Source organism: Kribbella sp. NPDC049584 (assembly GCF_040675555.1).
In the GTDB taxonomy this organism is placed as follows: domain Bacteria; phylum Actinomycetota; class Actinomycetes; order Propionibacteriales; family Kribbellaceae; genus Kribbella.
The window spans coordinates 55,963-71,023 of the sequence record NZ_JBFAPF010000017.1 but is presented as its reverse complement, the minus strand read 5'-3'; the positions used below and the strand labels follow the sequence as shown (position 1 = coordinate 71,023).

Here is a 15,061-nt window from a genome sequence, read left to right as displayed (position 1 = left end):
GGGGGTGTCAAACACCCCCTAGCTGCTCGGCGAGCCACCGCACCGCCATCGGGTAGCGGTACTCGATCCCGCCGTGCGTGCCCTCGAACAGCTCGAAGTGCATCCGTTCGTCCGGCAGACCGGCCTGCTGCGCGGCTCGGTGGAACGCGGTCGCGCCCAGGTCGAGGTAGTACTCGTCCTGCTTGCCCGCGTCGATCCACACCGCGCGCAGCGAACGCAGTGCATCGGCGTACTGCGGCTCCTTGACCATCTCCACCGGGTCCCGCGACAGCCAGCGCGCCCAGACGTCCGGGACGATCGACCCGAGGTCGTCGAACGGCAGTAGTACGGTGCCGTCGGGCTCAGCGGAGTACGCCGACGCGTAGCCGTACATCTCCAGCAGGTGCAGGTCCTCGTTCGTCGTACGGCCGGTCCGGGTCGCGAGCACCTCGAAGTACTTCTCGTAGCTGCCGCCGTACTTGTCCCGCAGCGTCCGCGCACGCTCCGGGAACTCCGGCCGGTAGCAGACGTCGAAGAGCGCGTCACCGGCGTGGGTGGCGAGTGCCCCGAACACGTCCGGCCGCAGCAACGGCGTCACCATCGCGGTGTAACCACCACTGGACTTACCCGTCACGGCGCGGTGGTCGCGGTCGGCCACGGTCCGGTACGTCGAATCGATCCACGGCACGATCTCGTCGCACAGGTACGACTGGTACTGCCCGGTGCCCGGCGAGTCGAGGCACTGGCTGCCGCCGTACTTCGTCCAGGAGTCGACGAACACCACTACTGCCCGGGGCACGCTCTCGTCCGCGAACATCGCGTCCAGCAACTCCGGATACGGCTGGCGGAACGGAGTCCGGTTGAACCACATCCCGACGTGACCGGTGTAGCCCATCGTCACGTAGATGGACGGGTAGCGGTCCTCCGACTCGTCGTACCCCGGCGGCAGGTAGACCAGCACCGGGCGCTCGTGCGGATCGCCGAGCGGGTTCCCGCGCAGCAGTTCGCTGGTGAACGTCAGTTGTTCCAAGCGTCCGTTGAGCTCGGCCGACCACGGCAGCATCGGTACCTCCAGTGAGTCACATCGCGTCAGGGGCCTCGATACCGAGCAGGCCGAGTCCATCCTGCAACACGGCGCGGGTCGCGGTGCAGAGGGCGATCCGGCTTGCTTTGGTCGTGCCTTCGCTGCCGAGAACCGGGCACTGCTCGTAGAAGGTGGAGAGGGCGGACGCTACGTCGTACAGATACGTGCAGAGTCTGTGCGGCTGGAGCGTCTCGGCGACCTGTGCGACGGTGGCGGCGAAGCCGGTGAGGAGGAGGGCCAGCCGCTGCTCGGCGGGGTCCTTGAGTTCCGTGACCTCTGTTGATGCCTCGGCCTTGGACAAGAGTCTCGTGAGCCTGGCGTGCGCGTACTGGAGGTACGGGCCGGTATTGCCAGTCATCGCGACCATCCGGTCCAGGTCGAATACGTAGTCGTTGCCCCGGTCGCTCGACAGGTCGGCGTACTTGACGGCGCCGATACCGACTGCCCGTGCGGTCGCTGCCCGGTCGACTCCGTCCCTGCCTTCCAGCAGAGAGTCGGCCCTGGCGACTGCGCTGTCCAGTAGTTCGACCAGCTTGACCGTGCCGCCGGCTCTGGTTTTGAAGGGCTTTCCGTTCGGTCCGAGGACGGTGCCGAACTCCACGTGCTCGGCCGGCACGGTCTTCGGTAGCCAGCCGGCCGTCCGGGCCAGCGTGAAGATCATGTCGAAGTGCAGCGCCTGCCGGTGGTCCACGACGTACACGATCCGGTCGGCGCGGAGGGTGTTGATCCGGTGTCTGATCGCGGCCAGGTCTGTCGCGCTGTAGCCGAATCCGCCGTCGGACTTCCGGACGATCACGGGGAGCGGACTGCCGTCGCGCCCGAGGAATCCGGGGAGGAAGGCGCACATGGCGCCGTCCGATTCGGTCAGGAGGGCCTGGTGCTCGAGGTCGGCGACCACCTGTGGGAGGTCGTCGTTGTAGGCGCTTTCGCCGACGACGTCTTCTCTTGTGAGGTTCGAGCCGAGTAGGGCGTAGACCTTCTCGAAGTCGTCGAGGGAGACGTCCACCATGTGTTGCCAGCTGGCGAGGGTCTCCGGATCGCCGGACTGGAGCTTGACGACCCGCAGTCTGGCCTTGTCGGCGAAGTTGCCATCGGCATCGAAATGCTTCCGGCTCCGCTCGTACAGGTGCTGCAATCCCTCCAGATCAAGGGATTCTGCGGTCCCGCCCTCCTCGAGGAGCTGCTCGATCATCATGCCGTACTGCGTTCCCCAGTCGCCGACGTGGTTCTGCCGGATCACCTCGTACCCGACGTACGTCAGCACGTTGCACAGTGCGTCGCCGATGACCGTGGACCGGAGATGGCCGACGTGCATCTGCTTCGCGACGTTCGGCTGCGAATAGTCGACGACGACCCGTTGACCGTTGCTGGTAAAGGATTCCGGCGCGTTGACGGCCTTGGCCAGGGTGGACGGCAGCAGCGTCAGGTTGATGAATCCCGGCCCGGCGATGGTTGGCTGCTCGCAGAGGTCGTCGAGGCTCAGCTCTTGCAGCAGGCGTGCCGCGACCTCGCGCGGCGGCTGTTTCAGCGCATTGCCGATCCGCAGGGCCAGATTGCTCTGGTAGTGGCCGAACTCGGGCTTGGTGGCCGCCCGCAACTCCGGGTCGTAGGGCGTGCCGAAGGCGGCCTCGGCGGCAGCGGACAGTCTGGTGGCCAGGACAGGCAGAACTGCGGACATGACAGGGTCCTTCGAAGAGACGCGACTGGAACAGGCTGGGGTGTTCAGACAGTGCGTCGTCGTCGCAGGCTGAAGCTCACGCGCAGGGCGTGGGACGGCTTCAGGCTGATCGACATGTCAGCCATTATGCACGAAGTACGCCGAGGGCGCCGGTGACCGGTCGGCCAACGGCACGATCGCCGGGACGTCGGTCTCGGCCAGGAAGACCCGTCGTACGACGCGCTCGGCCGCTTTGCCGTCGTCGAACTCGCAGAACTTCTCCCGGTAGAGGTGCCGATGCTTGGCCGCCTCCGGCGTCGCGAACGTGCCGTTCCGCAACGCGGCGAACAGTTCGTCGGACGACCGCGCCACCACCCCGGGCGGGAAGTCGGCGACGTCGAAGTACGTCCCGCGCCGGCTGTTGTAGAACCCCAGGTCCTCGACGTGCAGCATGATCGGCCGGTCGAGGTTCGCGTAGTCGAAGGTGATCGACGAGTAGTCCGAGATCAGTACGTCGGCCGCCAGCATGAGGTCCTCGACCCGCGGATGGCGGGAGACGTCGAGCACCTTGCCGTCGTGCGATTCCGGTGCCGTGGACAACGAATAGTGCGTCCGTACCAGCACCCGTCCGTGGTCGCCGGCCGCCTCGGCCAGCTGGCCCGGGTCGAGCTGGAGGCCGGTGCCGCCGAGATCCTTCAACCCGGTCGGCAGGCGGACCGAGTCGACCCCGTCGCGGAAGGTCGGCGCGTAGAGGATGACCAGGTGTGAGTCGTCGAAGCCCAGCTCGGCCCGGATCCGCCGGACGTCGTCGAGGGTCGCGGTGAGCAGCCGGTCGTTGCGCGGGTAGCCGTACTCGAGCTCCTCGAAGTACGACGGGTAGGTGCGCTCCCAGATCTCCGAGGAGTACCGGTTCGAGGAGATGTTGAAGTCCCAGCGGTCGACCTGGCGCATCAGCTCCTCGAGGTCGAGGCCCTTCGCCGCCTGCGGGAAGTTGCGCAGATCGGTGCCCATCGTCTTCAGCGGCGTACCGTGCTGGGTCTGCAGGTGGATCTGGCCTTCGCGCTTCTCGAGCTCCTTCGGCCAGTTCATGTTGCTGACGAAGTACGTCGCCTTGCCGAGCAGCTTCTCGTACGCCGGGGAGCCCGCGACGACGTACTCGATGCCCTCCGGGATCGCGCTCAGGTGATCGTTGTCGACCACCCAGACCCCGCGGATGTGCGGCGCGAGCTCGGCTGCCTTCTCGTAGATCGCCCGCGGGTTGCAGGCGTACTGCTTGAACCAGTACGCCGTGTACGCGGCCAGGTTCGGGTCGAGCTTGCTCCGGCGCAGCATCTTGCGGACTGTCTTTCGCGGGCTCGGGCCGTGCAGCATCCTCGAGCTGAGCTTGAGCGTCGAGTAGGTCGCGTAGTCGTCGTGGATCAGCAACCAGCGCTTGAATCCACGCGCCGTCCGATCCGTGGTGTAGCCCTCGGGCTTCCAGCGCTTGGCGAACGCGTGGGCGGCGTGGAAGAACTCGGCCCGGTCGTCGGGGGCGATCCGCTCCGGCTTCGCGAGTACGGCGACGATGTGGTCCAGCGACCGGTCGAACGCGAACCGTCGCCAGCCGGCCAGCTCCGGGTCGGACTGGATGAACGCGTGCACGCGGTCGTACTGGTCGAAGATGTCCCACTGGCGGCGTCCGCCGGTGGCGTGGATGTTGCCGCCGGTCCGGTGCTGCCGGTAATGCACGACGACCCGGTCCAGGGTGGCGATCCGCTCGGCGGTCAGCATCGTCGAGTACGTCCAGGGCGCGTCCTCGTAGAACCCGGAGGTGAACGCGAAGCTGTGCCGGGTGAGGAACTCCCGCCGGTACGCCTTGTTCCAGACCACCTCGAGGAAGGTCAGGAAGATCGGCCGCTCGGCCGCGGTGAACACCCCGGCCCCCTCCCTCGCGAACGCCTCCTGGCGCTGGCTCGCGACGACCCGGCCGTCCCAGAAGATCCGCTCGTAGCCGAACATCACGATGTCCGGCTGGTTCGTGTTGTCGATCCGGGCGGCGATCGCGTCCAGCGAGCCCGGCGTGTAGGTGTCATCCGCGTCCAGGAACAGCACATACTCGCCGCGGCACTCCTTCAGCCCGGCGTTCCGCGTCAGCCCGAGCCCGATGTTCTCGTCCAGATGCAGCGCCCGGACCCGCGGGTCCGCAGCGGCATACTCATCCAGGATCCGGCCCGAGCCGTCCGGGTCCGCGTCGTCGACCCCGATCACCTCGAAGTCGGTGAACGACTGGCTCAACACAGAGTCCAAGCACGGCCGCAACCACGCCCGCGAGCCATGGCAGGGGACCACAATGCTGAACCTGGGGACGGTGCCGAGCGCCATACGACGTCATCCTAGGCTGCACGCATGAGTACTGACGTGTTCGAGCCGTTGGGCGGGCTGGAGGGGGTCGGGTCGGCGGCGGCTGCGGCCCGGGATGCGGTCGACGTGCTGCTCCGGGACCGGGGGCTGCGCCGGGTCGGTTCGGACATGACAGCCGAGGCTTTGCTGCGCGGCGCCCATGCGTCCGCCGCCCTCGCCGGCAGTACGTCGACACCGGACGAGGTACGCCGGGGCGCTGCCGACGGACTGGCCTCCGGCGCGGTCCGGCTGACCGGTGAACTGATGGCGCTCGCGCCGCAGCTGGACAAGGCGCCAGTGCAGGTCTGGACCAGACTGCACCAGTTGGCCGCGGCCGATCTGAGCGACGAGGACCAGTTGGGCCATCTCCGGACCAGTCGGGAGCCGTTGCCCGACGACATCCCCGGGCTGCCGCCGGCACCGGGAGCGGACGAGATGTGGGAGCGGTTGAGCGCTCTCGCGCAGAACCTGACCCGCCCGACCAAGGCGCCCGGGCTGGTCGTGGCCGCGATCGTGCACGCCGAGCTCGCCGTCCTCCGCCCGTTCCCGAGCGCGAACGGACTGGTTGCCCGGGCCGCCGAACACTGCCTATTGGTTGCCCGAGGCATCGACCCGGTCGCGGTCACGGTCCCCGAAGGTGGTCACTATGTGTTGCAGGCATCGTATGCGAGCGGGCTGACCGACTACGCAGTGCAAGGATTGACCGGAGTTCGTGATTGGTTGCTGCGGTCCTGCGAAGTCGTGACAAAAGGTGCCGAGCTGTCCCCGCTCGTGTCCTGAGCGCACATGCGGACGGCGTTCTCGCATTGAGAACGCCGTCGCTGGCACAACACCCTGGTTACCATGCGTGCACCGGTTTGCCGCCACAGGACTGGCCTGGGTCGCGCTGCCCGTTTGGGATGGGCTGGTCGCCGCGTGGGTGCCTGGTTGCCGTGCAATCTCTACCGGACCCGAAAGTCCTTTGTGCTTCCTTTGTACTCCTGAAACCCCTTTCTGGGAAGGGGATGCGGTGCCTTCATGGAGTTGAGAACAATGAAGCTCTCTTCAGCTTTCAAGCACTCCGCGAACGCCGTCGGGAGGCCAGCAACAGCGCCCCCGCGGCAACGGCCGCGACCACGCCGGCGGCTACGGCAGGCCGCCGTACGCCGGGGAAACCCACGCGTTCGGCGGGCTCGGCGAACTCCAGCACCGGCCACCCGCGCTGGACCGCGACGCGGCGCAACGCCTTGTCCGGGTTGACCGCGAACGGGTGCCCGACCGCGGCCAGCAGCGGCTCGTCGGTGATCGAATCCGAGTAACCGTAGGAGGTTGCGAGGTCGTAACCCTCGGCAGCGGCCAGGGCCTCGATCGCGGTCACCTTGTTCGGACCGTACGCATAGTCGGCGATCTCGCCGGTGTACTTGCCATCGGCAACCACCATCCGGGTCGCGATCACCTTGTCGGCGCCGAGCATCGCACCGATCGGTTCGACCACCTCGGCGCCGGACGACGACACGATCACCACGTCCCGGCCGGCCGCGTGGTGCTGCGCGATCAGCTCGACGGCCTCGGTGTGGATCATCGGCCGGACGATGTGGTCCAGGGTGTCGGCGACGATCGCCTTGACCGTCGCGACGTCCCAGCCGGTGCACATCGCGGAGATGTACTCGCGCATCCGCTCCATCTGGTCGTGGTCGGCGCCGCCGAGCAGGTAGACGAACTGGGCGTACGCACTGCGCAGCACGGTCCGGCGGTTGATCAGTCCACCGGCGTAGAACGGCCGGGAGAACGCGAGCGTGCTCGAGCGCGCCAGAATGGTCTTGTCCAGATCGAAGAAGGCCGCCGATCGAGCCGTCCCGGGGTGCGCCATGGGACCGAGCATAGGCAGCTGAGCGAAACGCCGAGGGACCCGGGCTTTTGTGTGGGCCGGTATCCCGTTAGACTGGTGGGCAGTGTGACAGTGACACTGGCCGGAAGCGCCCGTTCGGGCGCGACCAGCGCTCGGGCAACAGACGTTCAGTCGAAATTGAACTGAGATGTGTGAAGCCCGGTCTCGGGGGGTACATACCTCCTGACAGTGGCAGACTGTCGCCTCCTGAACGGCCCCCGGCTCCTCCCCCCGAGCCCGTGGCCGAAGACGGCCCCCGGTCACCCCCCCCGCCGGGGGCCGTCGCCTTTCTCCCTTCAGCCAAGTAAGCGTAAAGATTCTCGCTTTTCCGTGTGTGAGAGCGTTCCCACTTTATGTAGGGTCTTGACAATGTAATTGCTTGGTCACAGGTTGTAGAACATGAAACCGCCTGCGTACCGCCCCCAGGCAGCGGTCGTCATCAGCCTGCTCGCCGTACTCATGGCCTTCCTGGCCCCCGGTTCCGCCTCCGCGGCTACCAATCTCGTCACGAACGCCGGCTTCGAGTCCGGCACGCTCTCCGGCTGGTCGTGTCCCGCCGGCGGCGTCACCACGACCGCTCCGCACTCCGGCTCGTACGCCCTCCAGGCGACACCGAGCGGCAGCGACATCGCCCGGTGCTCGCAGTCCATAGCGGTACAGCCCAATACGGCGTACACGCTCTCGGCGTGGGTCAAGGGATCGAATGTCTACCTGGGCGTGGACGGTGGTGCCAGTACGTGGACAACGTCGTCCACCTGGAGCCAGTTGACGGTTCCGTTCACCACGGGCGCCTCGGCGACCTCGGTGACGATCTACGTCCACAGCTGGTACGCGCTCCCGGCGTACCAGGCCGACGACGTCGTACTGGATGGTCCTGGTGGTACGCAGGACACCACGCCGCCGTCGACGCCAGGTGGTCTGACGGTCGGCAGCCCGACCTCGAACTCGCTGAAGCTCAACTGGTCCGCTGCCTCCGACGCGAACGGGATCGACCACTACGACGTGGTCCGCGGGACCGGCGCCGCCCAGAGCGTCGGCAACGTCACCAGCTGGACCGCCACGGGCCTTGCCGCTAGTACGACGTACTCCTTCAAGGTGCGGGCCTGCGATCCGAGCGGCAACTGCTCGCCGTACGGCGCAACCGTGTCGGGCACGACGTCGGACGGCGGCACCAACCCGCCCGCCGGCAATCTGCCCGCGCATGTGCTCACCGGGTACTGGCAGAACTTCAACAACGGCGCGACGGTGCAGAAGATCTCCGACGTCCCTGCGGCGTACGACCTGATCGCAGTGGCCTTCGCTGACGCGGACTCGTCCCGGCCGGGTGCCATCACGTTCAACCTGGACAGTGCTGGGCTCGGTGGTTACACGGTCGCGCAGTTCAAGGCCGACATCGCGGCAAAGCAGGCGGCCGGTAAGAAGGTCATCCTGTCCGTCGGCGGCCAGAACGGCACCATCTCCGTTGCTGATCCCACAGCGGCCTCCAACTTCGCATCCAGTGCGCTGTCGGTGCTGCGGACCTACGGATTCGACGGGATCGACATCGACCTGGAGAACGGGGTCAACGCGCAGTACATGGGTCAGGCGCTGCGCAGCCTGCAGAGTCAATTCGGTAGCGGACTCGTGATCACCATGGCGCCGCAGACGATCGACATGCAGAGCACATCGTTCGAGTACTTCAAGCTGGCGCTGGCGATCAAGGACATCCTGACCATCGTCAACGTGCAGTATTACAACTCCGGCTCGATGAACGGCTGCGACGGACAGGTCTACTCGCAGGGCTCGGTCGACTTCATCACCGCCCAGGCCTGCATCATGCTGCAGGGCGGCCTGCGTCCCGACCAGGTCGGCCTCGGCCTGCCGGCGTCGTCGCGGGCGGCGGGCAGCGGGTACGTCTCGCCCACCGTCGTCAACAACGCTCTGGACTGCCTGACCAAGGGCACCGGCTGCGGCAACTACAGGCCGAGCTCCCCGTGGCCCTCGCTGCGTGGAGCGATGACCTGGTCGACCAACTGGGACGCGTCGAACGGCAATCAGTTCGCGAACCAGGTCGGCAGCCACGTGCACGCGCTGCCCTGATCATGCACAGTTATCGACCGGCTCCGGTGCTGGAGGCGCTCGGTGTCTGCTCGGAGGACGAGCAGCTCTACCGGGCACTTCTGGCCCGGCCGGAGTCCACGGCAACTGACCTGACCACGTTCGTCGACTGGCCCGCCAACCGGGTCGGGCGGCATCTACGGTCCCTGCTGTCGCTCGGCCTGGCGTCCCGTACGCCAGGCCGTCCGGCCCGCTACGTGCCCGCAGTACCGGAGGCTGCCGTCGAGCTACTCGCACTGCGGAAGCAGGCTGCGATCGTGGAGGCCAGGCTGGGTGCTTCGGTGCTGACTGCCGAGTTCCGGCAGCCGGACGCGTTCACAGTGATCCGGGGCGCCGAGGCGATCGCGCAGCGGTTCTACCAAGCGCAGCAGTGCGCGCAGGACGAAGTACTGGTGCTGGACCGCATGCCGTACGCCGTGGAGCCGCGTCGGGCGCACGGTGTGAGGTACCGGACGATCTACGACATGGCGTCGTTGTCGGAGCCTGGAGATCTGATCGCGGCCCGATCCTCGGGCTGCTGCCGGATGCTGCGCGACGTACCACTCAAGCTGATCGTCATCGACCGCCGGACTGCTCTGCTGCCGACGGCATCCGATGTGGTCGTCGAGCTAGGTCCGTCCAGCCTCCTGGACGCTCTGCTCCGCCTCTTCGACCTCTTGTGGCAGCAGGCGAGTCCATTGACGCCGGCGGTCTCCGAAGGTCCGCTGACGCCAGACGACCAGCAGCTCCTGTCGCTGGCTGCAGCAGGCCTGACAGACCAGGCCATAGCCCGCCGCCTAGGAGTGGCTCAACGAACCGTAGAACGGCGAATGCAACGCATTCTCAAGGCACTGGACGCCACGACTCGCTTCCAGGCCGGACTTCGCGCCGGGCAGCGCGGGCTGCTCGTCTAGTCGGTGACGTCAGCCACTGTTGCGTTCAGAGCCTTGTTGAGCGCCTGGGCGTCCACGGTGATGCCAACACCGTGGTCCCCACCGCCGATGGAGATAGTGCCGGTGATCCGCTCGTCCGCGATCACCGGCCAGGCGTGCGTGCTACCGAGCGGCGTGATCGTCCCGCGGACGTAGCCGGTGACGTCGAACGCAGTGTCCTTGTCGGGCATCGAGATCCGATTGACGCCGAGCAACGACCGCAGCTTCGGCCACGCGATCTCGCGGTCACCTGGCACCAGGACGAACCGGTAGTCGTCGTCCGCCAGCCGGACGACGATCGTCTTGATCAACCGGGCCGGCTCGATACCCCGCGCCGCCGCGGCCTCCTCCAACGATTTCACCCGGCCGTGCCTGGTCACCTCGTAGGAAAGGCCCAACTGGTCAGCCGCATCCGTCGCCTTCGTCACCTGGCTAGTTTTGCACCTTGCTCGGAACGTTCTTGAGCAGGACGGCCAGGATGAACGTCACGACGAACAGTGCCCCTGCCTCCGCGGCCACCCCGGTCCACTCCGCGCGGCTCCACGCCGTACCTGCGAGGCCTCCGAAGACCGAGGATCCGAGGTAGAAGGAGAAGAGGTACATGCTGGACGCCTGCCCGGTCCCGACTCCGCTCGCGTGCGCTCGAGCCGGCACCCAGCCGCTGGCTACTCCGTGCACTGCGAAGAACCCGGCAGTCATCACGGCCAGGCCCAGCACGATCAGCGGCAGGGGAGCGGCGAGCGTGATGGCCACTCCGGCCAGGGTGACCAGACACCCGATCGGCACGACTGCCCGTCGTCCGTAGCGGTCGGCGAGGGATCCAGCTGTCGCGGAGCCGGCCGAGCCGAGCAGGTAGACACCGAAGACCAGCCCTGCTGCTCCAGCGCTCAGTTGGTACGGCGAGCTGGACAGTCGGAAGACCGCTCCGTTGTAGACGGCCACGAACGCACCGACTGCTGTCGCGGCGATCCCGTAGAGGGCTAGTAGGGCTGGATCTTTCAGCACCTGGACCGAGAACAGGTCGCGTCGGCGACGGGCCGGGTTTGGTCGGAAGTTGCGTGACGCGGGAAGGAGCAGCCAGACGACAGCGGCGCACAGTACGCCGACCGCGGCGATTCCACCGGTCGCGAACCGCCAACCGCCGAGGTCCGCCAAACCTCCCGCGATCAAGCGTCCAGCCATGCCGCCGACCGCAGTACCGGCGATGTAGAGGCCGCTGGCCCGCGCGTGGCTGTCCTGGTGCACCTCCTCGCGCAGATAGGCCATCGCGACCGCGGGCAGACCGGCCATCGCGATTCCCTGCAGACCTCGCAGGGCCAGCAACGTGTGCCACGTCGGAGCGAACGCGCTGAGCAGTGCGAACCCGGCGGTCGCAGCGACCGACCAGCGCATCAGATTGGTCCGGCCGAGAACCTCTGACGCCGGACCTGCGACCAGCAGCGCGAGACCGAGTCCGAACGTGGCGAACGACACGCTGAACGCGCTCTGGCTGGGGGAGACGTGGAAGGCGTCGACGAGCTGCGGCAGCAGCGGTTGCGTGCTGTAGAGCAGAGCGAACGTGGCCAGTCCGGCCGCGAACAGCGCGACGGAGAGCTTGCGGTACTCCGGGTCTCCGGGCAGGTACCCGGTCTGGCGAGCAACGGACTGGTGCATGTCTTCGACGGTCGCACGCCTGGAGTGATACGTAAAATGTCCATCTCAGCAGAAATCGATACGCTTTCAGTATGCATGTCGAGGATCTGCGGTGGTTCGCCGTACTCGCGGAGACCGAACACCTGACCGATGCGGCCGCCGCGCTGGGGACCAGCCAGCCGAATCTGTCCCGCTCGCTGCAGCGGGTCGAGCGAGCGTTCGGGGTGGCGTTGTTCGAGCGGGAACGCCGCGGTGTGCGACTGAATCCGTACGGTCGGCTCGTGCTCGAGGCCGCGCGGGCCGGGACGGCCGCGGTCGACACGGCCAAACGCCGGATCGACGCGCTGGTCGACCCGGAGTCCGGCACTGTGCGGCTGGCGTTCCTGCACTCGGTCGCGACGAGCCTGATGCCGGACCTGCTGAAGGCGTTCCGCGCGGACGCGCCGAGTATCGGCTTCGAGCTGCGGCAGGAACCGGCGCACGACATCGTCCAGGACCTCGAGACCGGCGAGGCCGAGATCGCGATCATCGCGCCGCGGCCGGACCCCGCGCACTTCGGCTGGCATCTGCTGGAGCGGCAGCGGCTGTGCCTGCACGTGCCGCCCGGGCACGCTCTGGCTTCTCGGCATCGGGTCGAGCTGGAGGAGGTCCGGGACGAGCCGTTCGTCGCTCTGCAGCCCGGCTTCGGCTTCCAGCGGGTGACGGACCGGTTGTGCCAGGCTGCGGGCTTCACTCCGCGATTCGCGTTCCAGGCGACCGACCTCGCCACGATCGACAGTCTGGTCGGTGCGGGCCTCGGTGTGGCGATCCTGCCTGCCGGTGCGGTTCGCGGGAACGACAGTGGCGCGGTGTCGATCCCGCTGGCCGGCGTACAGGCCCGTCGGGAGATCGGGATGTCGTGGCGACTGAGTACGCCGCTGACGCCGGCAGCGGAGCGGTTCCGGACGTTCGTCCGGTCCCGGCCGGCCACGTCCAGCTGACTGCGATGACAACGACTTCCGTAGCGTTCGTCCAATTTTCCAGGTGTCGACTTGCAGTGAGAGGCCTTTCCACCGCACTCTTTCCTGCGTGAGGAAGCGCCTGGGTTCTTTCCGGCCGAGTCGCCGGCTGCTGTTCGCGGCCGGGACGGCGGCGGCTGCGTCGACGGTTGCGGCGGCGTCCGCGGCCGAGGCGGCTCCGGTCTCCCCGCAGTCGGCGACCGATGGCACGACCGGTCTGGCCTATCTGGGCAACTACGGCTCCGGTGTACTCGGCGCCTGGGAGCGTCAGGCCCGCGCGATCTCGAACGAGGCGCAGATCCGTCGGACGCGTGAGAACGACGGCGTCTTCATGTTCGGCGACAGCATCGGCGTCCAGGACGGACCGGCGCTGGCCCGGCAGCTGGCCCAGCTCGGCATCCTGACCGCCGTCCACAACTGGGCCGGGCGCCCGGTGACCCCGGCCGTCGACGCGCTGGACACCTGGGCCCAGGACTACGGCCTGCCGCACCGGATCCTGATGTCGGTCGGTTCCAACGACATCTTCACGCCGCCCGCGGTCGCCGCGCAGGTCGATCGGACCATGCAGATCGTCGGCCCGGAGCGGACCGTCTACTGGGTCAACGTGCAGGCTGCCCGCACCGCGTTCATCCCGGAGATCAAGGTCGCCGACCAGCGCAACAGCGCCTGGATCAACCTGCAGCTCGCCGAGGCCGCGCGCCGCTACGACAACCTGCGGATCATTCACTGGGCCGAGCACCTGGCGTCCAGCCCGAACCGGCTGGCCCGCTATCTCCGCGACGGCCTGCACCCGTCGATCCCGCTCGGGCGGAACGCCCGCAACGGCCTGATCATCGAAGCGATCAAGGCCGGCTGAGTCTTCCGGAGTACGGCGGGATGCCGGATGCGCATCCCGCCGTACCTCTGGGTCAGAATCCTGCGGTGATGCGGGTGAAGTCCCAGTCGCCCTGGGCGATGCCGCTGCAGTTCGAGACCACGCCACCGCCGGCGCAACCGCGGTCACGGTTGACCGACCAGAACGCCAGCCGGCCGAGCCCGTTGCTCTTGGCCCAGTTGGTGATGTTCTGCCAGGTCGCGGTCGTCGTCATCTCCTGCTGGTCGGACAGACCGTTCATACCGGAGATGCCCTGGTGTGCATACGCCTCCGCGGTGGACCAGCCGAAGGTGGCCTTCAGCTTGTTGTTCAATCCCTGGGACGCGCCGACCGTGTCGTTGTAGATGTTCGAGCTGCCGAAGTCGAACGGCATCAGCGTGAAGATGTCGATGTTCGCGCCGAGTGCCTTCGACTGGTCGATCAGCCGGTTGCCGTAGTACGTCGGACCGGTCGTCGACGTACCGAACGTGACGATGGTCCGGATACCCGGGTTGTTCTGCTTGACGATCTTCAGCGCGGTCAGGATGCGGTCCTGCACGGCCTCGTTCTCGAACTCGTCGGAGTTCTCGATGTCGATGTCGATCGCCTTCAGGTTGTAGGCGCTGATCACCTGCTGGTACGCACCGGCCAACGCCTCGGGGGTGCTGCAGTTCGGGCCGAGCTTGTTGCCGCTCCAGCCCCCGAACGACGGTACGACGTCACCGCCGCCGGCCCGGATCGCCGCGATCGCGCTCGCGTCGGCACCGCCTTGGAGTGGCCGAGTGCTGTCCCAGGCCGGACTGCAGCCGCCGCCCGACAGGACGAACGCCATCGTGAACCACTTGATCCCCGTGGCGTTCATGACGGTCGACGGGCTCGGCGGGTTGCCCCAGCCCATGTACAGGTACGGCGCGGCCTGCTTGGTGCCGGTGTTGCCGCCACCGGTGCCTGTGGTCACCGAGACGGTGTTGCTCTTCGGTCCTTCACCGACGCTGTTCGATGCGCTCACCTGGTACGAGTACGACGTGTTCGCGCTGAGGCCGGAGTCCGTGTAGGACGTGCCGCTGGGCGAGCCGACCTTCGAGCCGTTGCGGTAGACGTTGTAGCTCGTGGCGCCGGAGGCAGCGGACCAGGACAGGTTCACGGATGTGCCTGACGCCGTACCGGAGAGGCCTGTGGGTGCGCCGGGGACGGTGCCGCCACCGCCGCCCGAGCAGGATCCGCCGTTCAACCGGCAGGCGGCGATGCCGGCGAAGTTGCCAGGGCTGCCGTTGAAGCCGAAGCTGACGCTTGCGCCGGGCGCGAGCGGTCCGGCCCAGCTCGGTGGGGTGAATGTGTGGGTCTGTCCGCTGCTGGTGTGGTTGGCGTCCCAGGTGCTGGTGACGGTGTAGCCGGACGGGAAGTCCAGGGCGACCGACCAGGTGCTGAGCGAGCTGGTGGTGCCGTTCGTGACAGTCACCTTGCCCTCGAAGCCGCTACCCCAGTCGGACACTTTGGTGAAGGTGGCAGAGACTCCTGCGGCGCTGGCCGCTTGTGCGGTCAGTAGAGCGATGATTACGGCCGAGATGGCCGCTATCGCCAGAGTGATACGTCGTTTCATGATG

At 67.4% G+C, this 15,061-nt stretch carries 12 protein-coding genes; 5 read left to right on the top strand and 7 right to left on the bottom strand.

The features are described 5' to 3' along the window. Nucleotides 1-7 precede the first annotated feature (7 nt). From AB0J62_RS39300 to AB0J62_RS39290, 3 genes are all read right to left on the bottom strand, one after another. On the bottom strand, nt 8-1,042 hold the full coding sequence (locus AB0J62_RS39300) for an alpha/beta hydrolase-fold protein (protein WP_363882570.1): 1,035 nt from the start codon (nt 1,040-1,042) through the stop codon (nt 8-10). A gap of 16 nt (nt 1,043-1,058) precedes the next feature. Further along, nucleotides 1,059-2,729 carry an arginine--tRNA ligase gene (gene argS / locus AB0J62_RS39295; protein ID WP_363882886.1) on the bottom strand — a complete coding sequence of 557 codons (1,671 nt, stop codon included), beginning with the start codon at nt 2,727-2,729 and terminating at the stop codon, nt 1,059-1,061. A gap of 129 nt (nt 2,730-2,858) precedes the next feature. Beyond that, nucleotides 2,859-5,081: a CDP-glycerol glycerophosphotransferase family protein gene (locus tag AB0J62_RS39290; RefSeq protein WP_363882568.1), complete on the bottom strand. Its 2,223-nt coding sequence runs from the start codon at nt 5,079-5,081 to the stop codon at nt 2,859-2,861. Between the two features lie 24 nt (nt 5,082-5,105). Here AB0J62_RS39290 and AB0J62_RS39285 point away from each other — a divergent pair, with 24 nt between their 5' ends. Continuing rightward, on the top strand, nt 5,106-5,879 hold the full coding sequence (locus tag AB0J62_RS39285; RefSeq protein ID WP_363882565.1) for a Fic family protein: 774 nt from the start codon (nt 5,106-5,108) through the stop codon (nt 5,877-5,879). 271 nt (nt 5,880-6,150) lie between these two features. Here the strand turns inward: AB0J62_RS39285 and AB0J62_RS39280 are convergent, their stop codons facing one another. Beyond that, on the bottom strand, nt 6,151-6,948 hold the full coding sequence (locus AB0J62_RS39280) for an HAD family hydrolase (protein WP_363882562.1): 798 nt from the start codon (nt 6,946-6,948) through the stop codon (nt 6,151-6,153). Nucleotides 6,949-7,365: 417 nt separating this feature from the next. Between AB0J62_RS39280 and AB0J62_RS39275 the strand changes: the two genes are divergently transcribed. Further along, the gene (locus tag AB0J62_RS39275; RefSeq protein ID WP_363882559.1) at nt 7,366-9,045 is read left to right on the top strand and encodes a glycoside hydrolase family 18 protein; all 1,680 of its coding nucleotides are present in this window, start codon (nt 7,366-7,368) and stop codon (nt 9,043-9,045) included. 2 nt (nt 9,046-9,047) lie between these two features. Further along, on the top strand, nt 9,048-9,956 hold the full coding sequence (locus tag AB0J62_RS39270) for a helix-turn-helix transcriptional regulator (RefSeq protein WP_363882556.1): 909 nt from the start codon (nt 9,048-9,050) through the stop codon (nt 9,954-9,956). On the opposite strand, the gene AB0J62_RS39265 is transcribed toward AB0J62_RS39270, so the two are convergent. Both AB0J62_RS39265 and AB0J62_RS39260 read right to left on the bottom strand, forming a co-directional pair. Continuing rightward, on the bottom strand, nt 9,953-10,402 hold the full coding sequence (locus AB0J62_RS39265; protein WP_363882553.1) for a YbaK/EbsC family protein: 450 nt from the start codon (nt 10,400-10,402) through the stop codon (nt 9,953-9,955). The two genes, AB0J62_RS39270 and AB0J62_RS39265, sit on opposite strands and share 4 nt — an antisense overlap. A gap of 4 nt (nt 10,403-10,406) precedes the next feature. Continuing rightward, nucleotides 10,407-11,627 (bottom strand): MFS transporter, encoded by a 1,221-nt coding sequence (locus AB0J62_RS39260; protein ID WP_363882550.1) that lies wholly within the window; start codon nt 11,625-11,627, stop codon nt 10,407-10,409. A gap of 71 nt (nt 11,628-11,698) precedes the next feature. Here AB0J62_RS39260 and AB0J62_RS39255 point away from each other — a divergent pair, with 71 nt between their 5' ends. Next, nucleotides 11,699-12,586, top strand: coding sequence for a LysR family transcriptional regulator (locus AB0J62_RS39255; RefSeq protein WP_363882547.1), 888 nt, complete (start codon nt 11,699-11,701; stop codon nt 12,584-12,586). Nucleotides 12,587-12,674: 88 nt separating this feature from the next. Continuing rightward, nucleotides 12,675-13,460, top strand: coding sequence for a hypothetical protein (locus AB0J62_RS39250; RefSeq protein ID WP_363882544.1), 786 nt, complete (start codon nt 12,675-12,677; stop codon nt 13,458-13,460). Nucleotides 13,461-13,512: 52 nt separating this feature from the next. On the opposite strand, the gene AB0J62_RS39245 is transcribed toward AB0J62_RS39250, so the two are convergent. After that, entirely contained in the window at nt 13,513-15,057 is a 1,545-nt protein-coding gene (locus tag AB0J62_RS39245; RefSeq protein WP_363882541.1) for a cellulose binding domain-containing protein, read from the bottom strand. Nucleotides 15,058-15,061: the final 4 nt, after the last annotated feature.

Bases quoted from the DNA above. Each gene is read 5' to 3' on its own strand.
- AB0J62_RS39290 (WP_363882568.1), bottom strand. From the start codon at position 5,081: ATGGCGCTCGGCACCGTCCCCAGGTTCAGCATTGTGGTCCCCTGCCAT.
- AB0J62_RS39255 (WP_363882547.1), top strand. From the start codon at position 11,699: ATGCATGTCGAGGATCTGCGGTGGTTCGCCGTACTCGCGGAGACCGAA.
- AB0J62_RS39275 (WP_363882559.1), top strand. From the start codon at position 7,366: ATGAAACCGCCTGCGTACCGCCCCCAGGCAGCGGTCGTCATCAGCCTG.
- AB0J62_RS39280 (WP_363882562.1), bottom strand. From the start codon at position 6,948: ATGGCGCACCCCGGGACGGCTCGATCGGCGGCCTTCTTCGATCTGGAC.
- AB0J62_RS39285 (WP_363882565.1), top strand. From the start codon at position 5,106: ATGAGTACTGACGTGTTCGAGCCGTTGGGCGGGCTGGAGGGGGTCGGG.
- AB0J62_RS39300 (WP_363882570.1), bottom strand. From the start codon at position 1,042: ATGCTGCCGTGGTCGGCCGAGCTCAACGGACGCTTGGAACAACTGACG.
- AB0J62_RS39260 (WP_363882550.1), bottom strand. From the start codon at position 11,627: ATGCACCAGTCCGTTGCTCGCCAGACCGGGTACCTGCCCGGAGACCCG.
- AB0J62_RS39245 (WP_363882541.1), bottom strand. From the start codon at position 15,057: ATGAAACGACGTATCACTCTGGCGATAGCGGCCATCTCGGCCGTAATC.
- AB0J62_RS39270 (WP_363882556.1), top strand. From the start codon at position 9,048: ATGCACAGTTATCGACCGGCTCCGGTGCTGGAGGCGCTCGGTGTCTGC.